The sequence below is a fragment of the Micromonospora halophytica genome (genome assembly GCF_900090245.1).
Classification (GTDB): domain Bacteria; phylum Actinomycetota; class Actinomycetes; order Mycobacteriales; family Micromonosporaceae; genus Micromonospora; species Micromonospora halophytica.
In genome coordinates this window covers 127,366-140,253 of sequence record NZ_FMDN01000008.1, presented here as the reverse complement: position 1 = coordinate 140,253, position 12,888 = coordinate 127,366, and the positions used below count along the sequence as shown (strand labels likewise).

13 protein-coding genes are annotated in these 12,888 nt (G+C 70.7%); 5 read left to right on the top strand and 8 right to left on the bottom strand.

Annotation, left to right across the window (positions count from 1 at the left end; translation table 11 throughout):
* The first annotated feature begins 9 nt into the window (after positions 1-9).
* Entirely contained in the window at positions 10-762 is a 753-nt protein-coding gene (locus GA0070560_RS14075; protein ID WP_245675515.1) for an SDR family NAD(P)-dependent oxidoreductase, read from the top strand.
* Positions 763-821: 59 nt separating this feature from the next.
* On the opposite strand, the gene GA0070560_RS14070 is transcribed toward GA0070560_RS14075, so the two are convergent.
* The 8 genes from GA0070560_RS14070 to GA0070560_RS14035 form a co-directional block, all read right to left on the bottom strand.
* On the bottom strand, positions 822-3,374 hold the full coding sequence (locus GA0070560_RS14070; RefSeq protein WP_091296282.1) for a glycosyl hydrolase family 18 protein: 2,553 nt from the start codon (positions 3,372-3,374) through the stop codon (positions 822-824).
* A 458-nt stretch (positions 3,375-3,832) separates the two neighbouring features.
* Complete coding sequence (locus GA0070560_RS14065) at positions 3,833-4,069, bottom strand: NUDIX hydrolase (RefSeq protein WP_091296280.1); 237 nt, start codon at positions 4,067-4,069, stop codon at positions 3,833-3,835.
* A complete protein-coding gene (locus GA0070560_RS14060) occupies positions 4,066-5,124 on the bottom strand; it encodes a hypothetical protein (protein ID WP_139131492.1) in 1,059 nt (352 codons plus the stop codon). Before GA0070560_RS14060 ends, GA0070560_RS14065 begins: the two co-directional genes overlap by 4 nt.
* Complete coding sequence (gene dcd, locus GA0070560_RS14055; RefSeq protein ID WP_091296273.1) at positions 5,121-5,657, bottom strand: dCTP deaminase; 537 nt, start codon at positions 5,655-5,657, stop codon at positions 5,121-5,123. The genes GA0070560_RS14060 and dcd overlap by 4 nt, the downstream gene beginning before the upstream one ends.
* A complete protein-coding gene (locus tag GA0070560_RS14050; RefSeq protein WP_091296270.1) occupies positions 5,654-6,196 on the bottom strand; it encodes a dCTP deaminase in 543 nt (180 codons plus the stop codon). Before GA0070560_RS14050 ends, dcd begins: the two co-directional genes overlap by 4 nt.
* Positions 6,193-7,131: a hypothetical protein gene (locus GA0070560_RS14045; protein WP_091296267.1), complete on the bottom strand. Its 939-nt coding sequence runs from the start codon at positions 7,129-7,131 to the stop codon at positions 6,193-6,195. Before GA0070560_RS14045 ends, GA0070560_RS14050 begins: the two co-directional genes overlap by 4 nt.
* The gene (locus GA0070560_RS28695; protein WP_170839395.1) at positions 7,132-8,190 is read right to left on the bottom strand and encodes a cytidine deaminase; all 1,059 of its coding nucleotides are present in this window, start codon (positions 8,188-8,190) and stop codon (positions 7,132-7,134) included.
* Between the two features lie 16 nt (positions 8,191-8,206).
* Positions 8,207-9,097 (bottom strand): class I SAM-dependent methyltransferase, encoded by an 891-nt coding sequence (locus tag GA0070560_RS14035; protein ID WP_170839394.1) that lies wholly within the window; start codon positions 9,095-9,097, stop codon positions 8,207-8,209.
* 627 nt (positions 9,098-9,724) lie between these two features.
* Between GA0070560_RS14035 and GA0070560_RS14030 the strand changes: the two genes are divergently transcribed.
* The 4 genes from GA0070560_RS14030 to GA0070560_RS14015 are packed head-to-tail and all read left to right on the top strand — an operon-like array spanning position 9,725 to position 12,881.
* Complete coding sequence (locus GA0070560_RS14030; RefSeq protein ID WP_170839393.1) at positions 9,725-10,642, top strand: ABC transporter ATP-binding protein; 918 nt, start codon at positions 9,725-9,727, stop codon at positions 10,640-10,642.
* Positions 10,632-11,423 (top strand): ABC transporter permease, encoded by a 792-nt coding sequence (locus GA0070560_RS14025; RefSeq protein ID WP_170839392.1) that lies wholly within the window; start codon positions 10,632-10,634, stop codon positions 11,421-11,423. Before GA0070560_RS14030 ends, GA0070560_RS14025 begins: the two co-directional genes overlap by 11 nt.
* Entirely contained in the window at positions 11,420-12,385 is a 966-nt protein-coding gene (locus GA0070560_RS14020) for a hypothetical protein (RefSeq protein ID WP_139131491.1), read from the top strand. Before GA0070560_RS14025 ends, GA0070560_RS14020 begins: the two co-directional genes overlap by 4 nt.
* A complete protein-coding gene (locus tag GA0070560_RS14015; RefSeq protein ID WP_091296249.1) occupies positions 12,378-12,881 on the top strand; it encodes a hypothetical protein in 504 nt (167 codons plus the stop codon). The genes GA0070560_RS14020 and GA0070560_RS14015 overlap by 8 nt, the downstream gene beginning before the upstream one ends.
* Positions 12,882-12,888 lie beyond the last annotated feature (7 nt).

The window sequence follows — 12,888 nt, the reverse complement described above, 5'->3', positions numbered from 1 at the left end:
GTGAGCGTGATGGACCGGTTCCGGCTCGACGGGAAGGTCGCCGTGGTGACCGGCGCCTCCTCCGGCCTGGGCGTGTCGTTCGCCCGCGCGCTCGCCGAGGCCGGCGCAGACGTCGTGCTCGGCGCCCGCCGCGTCGAGCGACTGCCACAGACCGGCGCGCTGGTCGAGGCAGCCGGCCGCCGGTACGCCGCCCGCGCCACCGACGTGAGCCGGCCCGAGGACTGCGAAGCGCTGATCGCCACCGCGATCGAGCATTTCGGGCGGGTGGACGTGCTGGTCAACAACGCCGGGGTCGGCACGGCCGTGCCCGCCACCCGGGAGACCCCGGAGCAGTTCCGCTCCGTCGTCGACGTCAACCTGATGGGCAGCTACTGGATGGCCCAGGCGTTCGCCCGGGCGGCCACCGGCGGCGGCGCCATCGTCAACATCTCCAGCGTCATCGGCCTGCGCCCCGGCGGCATCCCGCAGGCCGCATACGCCTCCAGCAAGGCTGGCGTCATCGGCCTGACCCGCGACCTGGCCGCCCAGTGGACCGGCCGCAAGGGCATCCGGGTCAACTGCATCGCCCCCGGTTTCTTCGCCTCCGAGATGAGCGACCAGCTGGAGCCGGGCACCTTCGAGATGGTCAAGTCGCTGGCCCCGGCCGGCCGCCTCGGCGAGCACGAGGAACTCGCCGCCACGCTGGTCTGGCTGGCCAGCGACGCCTCGTCGTACGTGACCGGAGCGACCATTCCCGTCGACGGCGGCCTCGTCATGCCGTGACACCGCGGCGGCGGCTCGTCGGGGCGGGCGCCGTCGCCGCGGCGCCCACCCCGAGGCGTTCAGCAGGGCCCGTTGTCGGTCCAGACGTTCTGGCTGTTGGCCCCCGGCACGTCGCCCTGGGTCCACCAGCGTGCCGTCCACCGGTGGCCGTCGTGCGAGACCACCGCCCCGCCGGAGTACGCGGTGCCCGCCGACCAGGCCGGCGCGGTGCACGCCCCACCGGTCGGCGAGGGGCTGACCGTGGGGGAGGCGGTCGGCGAGCTGGTCGGGGAGGCGGTCGGCGACGGCGCGGCGCAGACGCCCTCGTCGGCCCAGACGGCGGCGCTGCCGGGCGTCTCACCCTGCGTCCACCACTTCGCGCTCCAGGTGTGCCCGGCGTACGAGACCCGCGCCCCGCCCGAGTAGGCGGTGCCGGCCGCCCAGGCGGGCGCGGTGCAGCTGCCGCCACCCGGCGAGCCGGAGGTGCTCGGGCTCGGGGTCACCGCCACGCCACCGCGGGCGAAGTCGCTGGCCAGCGCGTACGTCTGGCCGCCGAAGGCGAGCGTGAAGTTGGCCGGGCCGGAGATCGGCAACTGGTAGTTCAGCGTCACCTCGGCGTACGACCCGGGGGCGATGGCGGCCGGTACGGTGAGGCGTACCCGGTGGTGCACGCCCTTGAGCCCACCGACGTTGCTGCCGGTGTGCCCGGTGGAGACCGTGGTCAGCGCCCAGCCGGACTGCTGGGTGAGCGTCGGCGTGGTGGTCGGGTAGTCGAACTCCAGCTGCGCACCGGCCGGGATCGGGCTGCCGCTGTTGTTGGTCAGCCGCAGCTCCGGGTTGATCGGGTAGTTGCTGTCGCCGAGGGCGAAGCCGCCCATCGACGCGCTCACGGCGATCGTCCGGGTGGGCAGGGTGGTGGTGGCGCGCCGCGCCCCGTACGCGGGGGCGGTGGTGAACTTGTCGTGCAGCAGGCTGGTCAGGGTGCTGCCGATGCCGTACTGGCCCTTGGCGGAGTCGTAGCCGTAGTCGCCGGCGAGTTCCCAGATCATCACCCCGCCGATGCCCTTGTCCACCACGTAGTCCGCCTTCGCGCCGAGGGACTGTTCGTCCTCGGTGGACAGGAAGACGTTCTTCTGGGCGTTCCACAGCCACGGTGCGACCAGCGCCGAGGAGTAGTGGCGGGTGTAGCTGCCGGCGATCCGGTCGGCCGGGTCCGTGGCCGGGGTCAGCCCGTACGCGGACAGGTAGTCGCCGGTGATGCCCTGCTCCAGGTTCTTGGCGTGCCACATCGGGTTCGCGCCGGCCGGCACCTCCCTGCTGGCGTCGTCCAGGTCGTGCCACAGGTTGTCGATGCCGACCGCGCCGTTGCCGCACGGGGTGGTGGAGCCGATCGAGGCGCCGGTGCCGGGCGGGCACTTGGTCTGATCCGGCAGGGCGGCGCGGCCCCACAGCCCGTTGGTGCCGCCGGTGACCCCCTGCCAGCCGCGCGTGTAGTAGGGCACGCCGATGTTGATCCGCCCGCTGGGCATGGCCCCGCGGAAGTAGTGGTATGCCCAGTCGGTGTTGAGGTAGCCGATGTTGCCGTACGCCCCGTACACCCCGCCGGCGGCGAGTTCGGCGTCGTCGCCGTTGTCGTACAGGGCGGCGTTGGGGCCGACGAAGTGGTTCCAGGAGCCGTGCAGGTCGTACGACATGATGTTGACGTAGTCGAGGTACTGCAACGCCTGGTGCGACTCCATCCCGCGCAGCAGCCAGCCGGAGGCGGGGGCGGCCACGGTGAGCAGGTAGTGCTTGCCGTCCGTGGCGGCGGCCGCGTCGAGCTTCTCCCGCAGTGTCCGCATCAGCACCTGGTAGGAGGCGTTGAGCCCGGCGCGCTTGGCGTCGGCCTGGGCGAAGTCCAGCGGGTTGCCGGCCTTGTTGTTCGAGGTGGGGTACTCGTAGTCGATGTCCACGCCGTCGAGGCCGTAGGTGCGCAGGAAGGTGACCACGGAGTCGGCGAAGGTGGTGATGCCGGCGGTGTTGACCGTGTTGCTGCCGGTCGTGGTCATCCGGTAGAAGCCGCCGGCGTCGACCCGGGTGCCGTCGTCGGCGAAGTAGCCGCCGGTCTCGGCCCATCCACCGACGCTGATCAGCGTACGGACGTTCGGGTGCCGCTTCTTGTACTTGTTGAGCAGGTTGAAGTGTCCGGTGTAGGCGTACTGCGGGTCCATCTCCGCGCCGGCCACGCCCGGCCAGGTCATGTTGGTGGCCGGGTTGTTCGCCGCCTGCGGGTCGCCCACGGAGATCTTGTTGGCGGCGTCGACGTGGGCGAACGCGTAGTTGACGTGGGTGATCTTGTCCCACGGGATCTGGTGCGCCAGGTAGGCCGGTGCGCCGTTGCGGCCGGTGCGCCAGCTGGTGAAGTAGCCGATGACCCGCCGGGAGTGGTCGTTGCCCAGTTTCTCCCGGCCGTCGGTGTCGTAGACGGAGCAGTACGGCACCGCCACGCCCGGGGTGCGGTACAGCCCGTCGGGCCGGCACGCCTCGTCGTCGACGACGGCGGAGTGTGCGGCGGGGGCCGCGACCAGCGCCGTCGCCGCGGCCAGCAGGCCCACGACGGCGCTGCCGAGCCACTGGTAGGTCCGTGTGCGCAACGCGCCCACCTCCAACTTTTAACAAACTTAACTATTAAGTTGATGAATGTATACCGGTCCGCCGGTCCGGACGCAAGGGCGGACCCGGACGCGATCCACGTCCCACCCCACCGTCGTCGAACACTGCTGCCCTACCGCCGGTGCACGTGACGCAGCGCGAAGCGGTGACGTACCTGCTGCGCCGGGCGACGTTCGGGCCCACGCCGAGGAGGTGGACGTGGCGGTCGGAAACGTACGGCTTTGCCGGTGGCCGTGCATGTCGGACGCATCGAGGCCCTGCACCGACGGTCCGCCGAGGGAGCGGCGTGCCGGCTGCCCGGTGAGCTCGGTGGGCCACCGGGCACAGCTTCCTGACCCGACGTTCCGCCCGTCTCCGCAGGCCGATGAGCTACCGGTCTTCGTTCTCTGCCTTCGTGCGCTGGAGGCCGCCGGCTGTTGCTGTGGTCGTCTGCTGGAGATCAGCAGTGGGCCGTCAGCCCTGCTCCGACCACGTCGTGCAGGAGCGGGCCGCCGAGCCGGGGCGTGAGGCCCACGGCGTCGCCGACCGCCCGGGTCGCGGCCTGGCGCGGTGTCTCCCCGGCCGTGGGCACGGCGGTGGGCAGCGACCAGCCGTTCGCGCCGTCGGGCGCCGGGAGGACCCAACCGTCGGGGTGGGTGACCAGGGCGGCAGCCAGTGGGCCGGTGGGGCTGGTCATTCCGGTACGGCCCTCGCGTCGATCTCCTGAAGGAGGACCGCGGTCGCCTCGGGCAACCGCCGCATGTCCTGCCTGAGTCGGTAGCAGGGCACGGTGTCCAGGAGCCGGTCGATCAGCCGGGCACGCCGGGCCACGTCGGTGTGGGGGAACCAGTCGGCGAGGAACGGGTCGTACCTGGTGCCCTGCCGTTCGACGTGCTCGGCGAGGATGCCGGCTGCGGCTTCCCGGCCCAGCCGGCTCAGCTCCGGCCCGCCGTGATCGGTGAAGGTGGGAAAGACCAGGACATCGACGGGGGCGGTGGCCCGTAGGTCGACGCCGATGGTCGTCGCCAGCTCCGCGACGCGTACCCAGAGGGAGCCGGGCAGGCGGTCGGAGCCGGCATTGATCGACTCGACGGTGCGGTGCCGTCCCTCGAAGGCGTTGGTCGGGTGGCGGGCGTCGGCGACGAGATTGGCCAGCACCGGGTACGAGTGGGCAAGCGCCAGGAGCGAGTCGGTACGGATGTTGACGGTGCGGGGTGAGCCGTAGCCCAACAGGCCGGATTCGGGCCCCTCGACGACGGTCAGGTCGTCGTTGGAGATGAAGGCTGCCCCGCCGGCCAGCAACGCGCTGAGGATGCTCGACGTCTTGCCGGACCGCTTGCCGCCGACGAAGCCGATCCCGCGTCCGCCAACGGTCACCAGCCCACCGTGCAGCAGCAGGTCACCGGCGGCGTACGCCTGCCACCGCAGCAGGTGCCGGACGGAGCGCAGCAGGTGCTGGACTCGCCAGTCACCCGCCTGCCCGACCACGGTGATCGCCTGCCGGTCGTCGTGGACCCAGAGCACCCGGTCCGGCTCGTACGCGGAGACCGCGACGACCCTTCGCCACCCGGGCCCGCTCGGCACCTCCCGGGCCACCCGGACCGACGGCCGGCACGATGCCGCCTCGTCGTCAGCGGTGAGGTCGACGAAGGGGCGAAGCAGAGGGGTGAGGCCGGTCAGGTCGTCCGCCGGAGCGGTCAACCCGACCGCGCCGGTATGTGCCCGTGCCCGTACCCGGAGGGAGTTACTCACAGCGGCAGCGTCTCCCAGTGCCGGTCGCGGAAGATCATGGATTTGCGCGGGCCGGCCGAGCCCTGGTACTTGCCGGAGTAGAGGGTGATCTCCCCCTGCGGCTTCCAGAAGCTCATCTGAGCGATCCGCATCCCCGGGTAGACCCGCAGGGCCAGCGTCGAGAAGAGCTGAAAGGTGATGGTCCCGATCGATCCGATGTCGATCAGGTCTGCGGTCACGTGAACGAAGAGGCCGGCGCGGGCGGTGCTCGACTTGGCGTGCACCATCGGCACGTAGCGGGTGCTGCCGACGATCTCCCGGGAGGAGCCGAGGCAGAAGCTCATCGGTTCCAGCAGCAGCCCCTCCTCGGGGATCTTGTGCTCGGTGACCTGCGGCTCCACTCGGGGGTCGATGATCGGATCCCGGTAGCGCAGGATGGTGTCGTCCAGCGACAGGTCGATGCTGTTCGGGTTGAGGCACCCGGGGTCGAACGGTGTCACCGTGATGTGACCGTCCTCGACCTGACGACGGATCTCGTGGCCCGTGAGGATCACCGCAACCCCCGTATCTCTACCTGGTCCCGCACGTCCACGTGCAGCTTCGACGGCATCGGGTGGTCGTGCTGCCCGTACCAGCCCTGGTAGGGCAGGACGTCCCCGGTGACGGACCAGAAGGAGACCTGCCCGATGATCTGCCCGGGGTAGACGTAGATGTCCAGCGCGGGTAGCAGTTCGAGCGTCCAGCGGTGCACCGCGCCGCAGTGTCCGAGGTCCGCCGAGAGCTGCACGAACAGCCCCAGCCGGCCGACCGAGCTGCGGCCGATCAGCGAGGTGACGTACCGGGTGCTGCCGATCCGCTCCAGCGTGTGACCGAGGTAGAACCAGCCCTTGCGCAGCAGGAACCGGCCGTTGGTCGGTTCCAGCCGTTCCCGCTGCGGCCCGCCCCCGTCCTCGTGCCCGGAACGGACCCGGTAGATCTCCGGTCCCAGCCGGTAGTTGTAGCTGTTCGGGTTGACCCGGGCCTCGTCGAAGGGGTCAACGACGATGTCGCCCCGCGTGACGGCCTCGGTGATCGCGGAACCGGTGAGGATCATCGACCCACCAGTGTCGCGAGGTTGCTCTCCACCAGGGCCCGGAAGTCCTCGTCGAGAGTGACGGGTGATCCCCAGTTGCGCCACTCGTGCTGCCGCTGCGGTTCCCGCACCGCGTAGAACGACAGGATGCCGAGCAGTGCCCAGAGTTCGAAGTGGGGCACCAGCTCGGCGTCGTCCGGGCACACGGTCCGGCTCGCCGCGGCCAGGAACGGCGCATGCTGCGGGCGGTTGCGCAGATGGGCGCTGATCGCGCCGACCGCCTGCGCCGGGGTGGACCGCCCGGCGATCGGGACGTTGAGCACCACCAGCCGGCCGTCCGGCGTCACGACGAAGTTCTTCAGGTTGGCGTCGATCGCCACGGTCCGGAACGGGGCGGGGTTGCGTGCGGCCGCCGCCGCGAAGCCGCCGGTGAGCCAGTCGTCGACAGCCGCGCCGGCCTTCGTCCCGTCGTAGAAGGGGCGGACCCTGCTCCAGTAGCGGTTGGCGTAGTGCTCGACGAACTCCCGGTGGGTGCCGAGCAGCACCGGCTCTCGCTTGTACAGGCCGAAGCCGTCGTACATCTCCGGCAGTTCCCGGCAGGCAAGGGCGAACGCGCACAGCTGGCCGACCAGGTCCGGCGTGGGCGGCACGCCCTGCCCGTCGGCGAGCACCGAGGCGAGGTCCCGACCTGGCAGGTATTCGGAGAGCACGGCGTCGAACGGGGCCCCGTCACGGACCTCCCAGACCCGCAGGATCCGCTGCACCGGCACCAGCCCGGCGAGCCGGTCGTTGGCCGCGGCGAGGTAGGCCAGCGGGATGTCGGAGTCGGTCACGTGTTTGATGACGGCCACCCGCCCGGGAGTCGCCACCCGGTACACGAGATTGTTGGAGTCGCTCAGCTCGCTGACCTCGGCGTCGGGGAACTCCGCCTCGATGAAGGCCCGGAACGTGTCCATTCAGTCACCAGTCCCCGCGGTGCGCTCGTTGCTTCTGACATTCGCCCACTTGGTGCCGACGTACTTGTGCGGCAGCATGTCGGCGAGTCGGACGAGTTCGTGGTCGTCACCGGAGCCGACGACCACCTGGATGTCCGGACCGTAGTCGAGGAGCAGTTCCCGGCAGAGCCCGCACGGCGGCACCAGCTTGATCTCGCGGTGCGGCTCCGACGGCTTCGGATGCCGAACGGCGAGCACGATGCGCAGGTCTGTCGCGCCCGCCTCGCAGGCCCGGCCCAACGCCACCGCTTCGGCGCAGATCGAGGCCCGCCCGACCATCGCCTCCAGGTGGATGCCGGTGAAGACGCGACCGTCGCCGGCCACGAGCACCGCGCCGATCTGGTGACGGTTCTCGACGTACCGGGCGGATATGGTGGCGCGGGCCCGGGCGACGAGCCCGCCCAACCACTGGTCGCGCCCTTCGCCGAGGTTCCCCCCGAGGCTTTCCGCGGCCAGCTTGTCGGCCAGGTCGGCCAGCCGGCCCCGCAGGTCGTCGACGGTGCCCGCGTTGTCGATCTCGAAGTCCGCGACCACCGCTTCGCCGCCCGCTTCGGTGGGGTGGTCGTCCTGCCCGGCGATGCGGTCTCCGCGGCCGGACTTCCGTACGCGGCGCAGCGCGTCCGGCGCGGTGATCCGGACGATCCGGAAGCCCTGCTCCGCCAGGCCGGGCAGGTCGACCGGCCTGGCGTCGTCACAGAGCAGAGTGTCCGCTCCCGCCAGTAACGCGGTGCCGCAGCGCTCGGCGAAATCCGACAGCAGGAACCCAGGTACGGCCCGCCGGAAGTGCGCGCCCAGGAAGTTGAGCAAGGCGCCGTCCTGTTGACCGGGGGTCAGTGCGCTCCCCGCCCGGCCGTAGAAGTGTTCCTGCACGTCGTAGAGCGGCGCGGCGGTCTTCACGACGGCGACGTTGCGCCCCATCCCGGCCAGGGCCTCGCGGAGCAGGCCCGCGCCGGTCGACTTACCGGCCCCGGGAAGGCCGAACAGAGCGACCCGCAGCGGGGCCAGGAAATCGGCGGTCATCGGGTGTCCCCGTTCCTCAGGAGCAGACGAACACGGAGTTCTGCTTGCTGAGTTCGAAGTAGCCGACGTCGGCGATACGTGCCTTGACCTTGGCCTCGACTTCCGCGTGAAGCTGGTCGAACATGGACTCCGGGTAGTCGTCTCCGGCCATCGCCCTGGCGCCGCAGAACTTGTGCCCGGTGGCGTAGAACGTCATGTAGGGCTCGGCGGACTCGAACCGCAGCGCGTCGACGTACGGCCGCTCCTCGACGGCGCTGAAGTGCCGGGACAGGATCTCCTGCGCGTTGTCGAGCACCATCTTGCCGCGCCGGGCGCGGGGCAGGCGCGCGATGAACTCGGCGGGGAACCCGACCTTCTCCATCGCGTCGAAGTGCATCTGGTACATCTCCGGCATCGAGTGTCGGGCCTCGATCGTCACGATGGCGTGCCCGCCGGGCTTCACCAGCCGGGCGATCTCGCCGCAGACCAGGTCGGGGTCCTCGATGTAGTGGAAGATGAAGTTGGCCATGACGCGGTCGAACGTGCCGTCCGGATACCGGGACAGGTCCTCCGCCCGCCCCTCGATGAACTCCAGCGGCGCCCACGAGATGGTCACATTCCGCTTCGCCAGCTCCAGCATCGCGGGGGAGATGTCCACCGCCACGACCCGACCGCCGAAGCGCAGCCGGCTCGCCACGTCGCGCAGGATGAAGCCGTTGCCGCAGCCGAGGTCGAGCACCGCCTCCCGGCCCGTGAGATCGAGGCAGCCGAGGATGTGGTCGACCATGGTGGCGGGGTTCTGCCGGTACACGTTGTGTGTCATCTGCTGCGTGTACAGGGCGGTGTTGCTGCCGAAATGCACCCGGATGTAGTCGAGCCCGAAGTCAAAGAGCTGCGTCGGAGCCGCTTGCGCATTGTCGGCGGTCATTGATCCTCGCTTCGTGTCGGGTCTGCTGGACGCGGGGTCGCGCCATTTCATCCGTTCGAGTTTCGCGGAGGCATTACAGAGCCAGAGGGCGGCCTGAGTCAAGGGCGCATGTGAGTGCCGATGAGGGGTGCGCCGCAATGTGCGGAACTGGGCCTTTGCCTGCCTTCGCCCGGCGGGTCGGAGCAAAGTGACCGAGACGGTAACACCCGGCCGCCGGCATTGGGAACCCCTATTGGCGACCCCCAGAAGTACTAGCCGGTCGGGCCCGGGTTCGCGGGTTAGGGGTGGCCCTTGTTGTCCACTGTGGTGCTGTGGGTCGGCTGCCAACACGGGGTTCCTCGTCAAGGTTTCAGCAGGTCAGACCCGCTGAGTCGCTGATGGGTGCCTCTTCGTCGACGACCCGCTCGGGGTACGAAAGTATGAATGAACACATAGACGGTCCATGTTAGAGTCCCCCACTACCCCGAGTCGCGGGCATGCGAAATCACTGACGTTGTGGAAAACAGCGTGACCAGCAATTGAGCCGGCTCGCCAATGCGACGACAGGGGCAATACGAACGACGGCAAACAGGCTGCCGTCACCCTTCACGGAGTCGTCAGGCCAACTGGACGAAGGTAAGGAGGACCGTGCTCAGAATCGACGGTCTCTCGATCTCGTACGGCCGCCGCCCCGCGCTTCGAGACGTTTCGCTGACCGTTGTCCCCGGTCAGGTGCTGGGCCTGCTCGGCCCTAATGGGGCCGGCAAGACCACCCTGATGAACGCCGTGGTCGGGGCGGTCCGGCCGGGCGCCGGCACGGTCACTGTCGGTGGCCTGGACGTCACCCGTCACCCGAAGCGGGCGCGTGCCCAGGTCGGCTACGCCGAGCAGGAGATCGCTGTCTTTCCCACCCTGACCGCCCGGCAGAACGTCAACGACTGGGCGGCGATCTGCGGCGTCGGCCGGCGCCGGCGGGCCGAGGCGGTCGCCGCGACCCTCTCCGCGCTCCTCCTCGACGAGGTGGCCGATCGTCCGGTCCGGACCCTCTCCGGTGGCGAGCGTCGTCGGGTGCACTGCGCGATGGCAACCGTGGCGCGACCGTCCCTGCTGCTGCTCGACGAACCCACTGTCGGCGTTGATCCGGCGACCCGTCGTGCCGTGCTCGGCCACGTCCGCGACCTCGCCGCCGCCGGCACCGCCATCTGCTACTCCACGCACTACCTGCCCGAGGTCGAGGCGCTCGACGCCGACATCGTCCTGCTCGCGCGGGGGAGGGTCGCGACCCGGGGAGCGGTGGCCGAGTTGATCGACCGGCACGGCAGCACGGTCGTCGATCTTCGGTTGCTCGGCGACGACGGCGAAACCCGTACGGTCTCCCGGCAGGTCATCGGGCCGGACGACCTTCCCGCCGTCCTCCAGGGGCTCGGCGCCGACCTCGGCCGCCTCGCCGGTGTCGAGGTCCGGCGGTCCACCCTCGACGAGGTCTTCGACCATGTCGTGGCGAGCGCAGGACCGGCAGACGGGCGTCCGTCCAGTCCTGCGGAGGCGGTCGCCGATGCGTCGTGACCTCGTCACCGCCGGCGTGCTCGTCGCCCACGAATGGCGGCTCCAGCGCCGCGACCTCGTGCCGCAGCTCATCCTCACCGTGATGCCCCTGGTGTTGATGGCGTTCCTACTGCCCACCTACCGGGACGCGATGACGCTCGCCGGATCGGTGCCGGGCCCGGGCCCGCTCACCGGGGCGGAGCAGGCCGTACCCGGCCTGTCGGTGATGTTCTCGATGTTTCTCGTCGCGCACGTCGGCATGGTCTTCTTCCGAGACCATGGCTGGAACACCTGGAACCGGCTACGGGCCACGGCGGTCGGTGTTCCGGTGCTGGTGCTCAGTAAGGCTGCCGTCCCGCTCGGCCTCCTGGTCGCCCAGTTCACCATCCTGCTCGCCGCCGGCCGGGTCCTCTTCGGCCTGCGGATTCGCGGGTCGCTCGTCGCCCTGGCCCTGGTCGTCGGCGTCTTCGCCGTGTGCCTGGTCGCGCTCGGCTTGCTCGGCTTCGCCGCCTGCCGGACCGTGGTGCAGATGACCTCGGCCGCGAACGTTCTGGCGCTGGTGATGGCCGGCCTGGGCGGGGCGCTCGTGCCACGGGAACTGCTGCCCTCGTGGGCCGCCCCGTTCGCCCCGGCCACCCCGTCGTACTGGGCGGTCAGTGGGCTCCAGGAGGTCATCTCCGGTGGGGCCGGCCTCGGTGACGTCGCGGCCGAACTGGCCGTCCTGGCCGCCTTCGCCACCGCCTTCGCTCTCCTCGCCCTCGTCATGCTCAGACCGGATCAGAGGAAGGTGTCGTGGTCATGACCGATCGGAGCAGCGTCGAGGAGGCGCTCGGCGTCGTCGGACTCACCCTCGCCCGGGTTCTCGAGTTGGGCGGCAGCGTGTTGGCCGCCGGCCCGGCATACCTGGTGGGGTCGCTGGCCGGCGGGCTCGGCAACCAGGGCAGCGACGTGGACATCCACCTCCTGGTGCCCGGGATCGACAGACCCAGCCCGGCATTCCTGTTCTTCGCCGGCCAGACTCCCATCGACATCGAGCACTACCCGGAGGACATGCCGGCCGCCATGGTCGCCGGTGCGCTCGCGTACCCGGTCCGGAAACTGCCGATCGGGCCGGTCAGCCTCGCTCCCGCCCCCGGCCGGCGCACCCGCCGCACCGCAGCCCGGTGGCTGAATGCGCTGCCGTTGGACCCCGACCAGGGGCCGATCTTCGACCCGACGGGTGCCGAGGCGGTGCGTGCCGTCCTGGTCCGCGCCTCACTCGACCAGGTGCTCCAGCTCTGGGCCGTGGCCCGGCTGGCAACCGGGGCCGACGACGACGCCGCCCGCTACCTGTGGGGGAGGACCGGCCGGGAGGTGCTGGAGCTGCGGTGCCGGGCCCGGGGGGACGTGCTCACCAGCGAGAAGTGGCTACCCGACCGAGCCGACCGGCTCGGCTTCGGCCCGGCGTTCAGCCGGTCCCACCACACCTGTGGCAGCGAGGCCGACCTGGTGGAACTCGTCGCCGACGTCGGTCTTGCCGACTGGGACCCGTGGGAGCTCACCGTCGTGCGGACCGAGCCGCAGCGGCGGCGCATCCGCCTCGGGCGGACGGACTACGCGTTGACCCGACACAGTCGGCTGGTCGCCGACGCCCTGACCGGCGAGGGGAGCGTAACCGACCTCGCCGGGCAGGTGCCGGCGTCGCGGCTCCTGCACGCCATCCGCAACGGCGAACTCACGCTGGAGGTCTCCGGCGACGCACTACGGAAGGTGCTGCATGACTGACGCCCGCACCGGAGGCACTGATCTCACCTGGCTGCTCACCCACGGCGCCGGCATGGCCTGGCAGTACGCCATGGCGGTCCAGACCGCACTGACCGACATCGACGCGGCGCTGGCCGCCGGCAACCACCCGGCCTGCGTGGAGTCCTGCGCCGTGGCGCTGCGCGCGATCGTCTACTGCGAGCAGGTCGGAGCCGGATACCTGGGACGGCCCACGCACGTCGAACACCACGTGCACCTGGCCCTGGCCGAGTCGTCGGCCGCGCGGGCGCTGCGACAGCTTCCACCACCACCCGGGGCGACCCTGGCCGAGGCGGAGGCAGCCCGCCAGGTGGTACGCGAACAGGACGAACGGCTGCGCGCGTTGCTGCCCCTGGACATCCCGGTGCTCCGGACCGCGGCGGGTTTCTTCCCGACAGTGGGCATCGCGGGAGCGCTGGAGAAGCTCCGCACCGAGCACGGCCTGGGCCCGATGGACTGGGACCAGTGGGGGATCTGAGCACCGA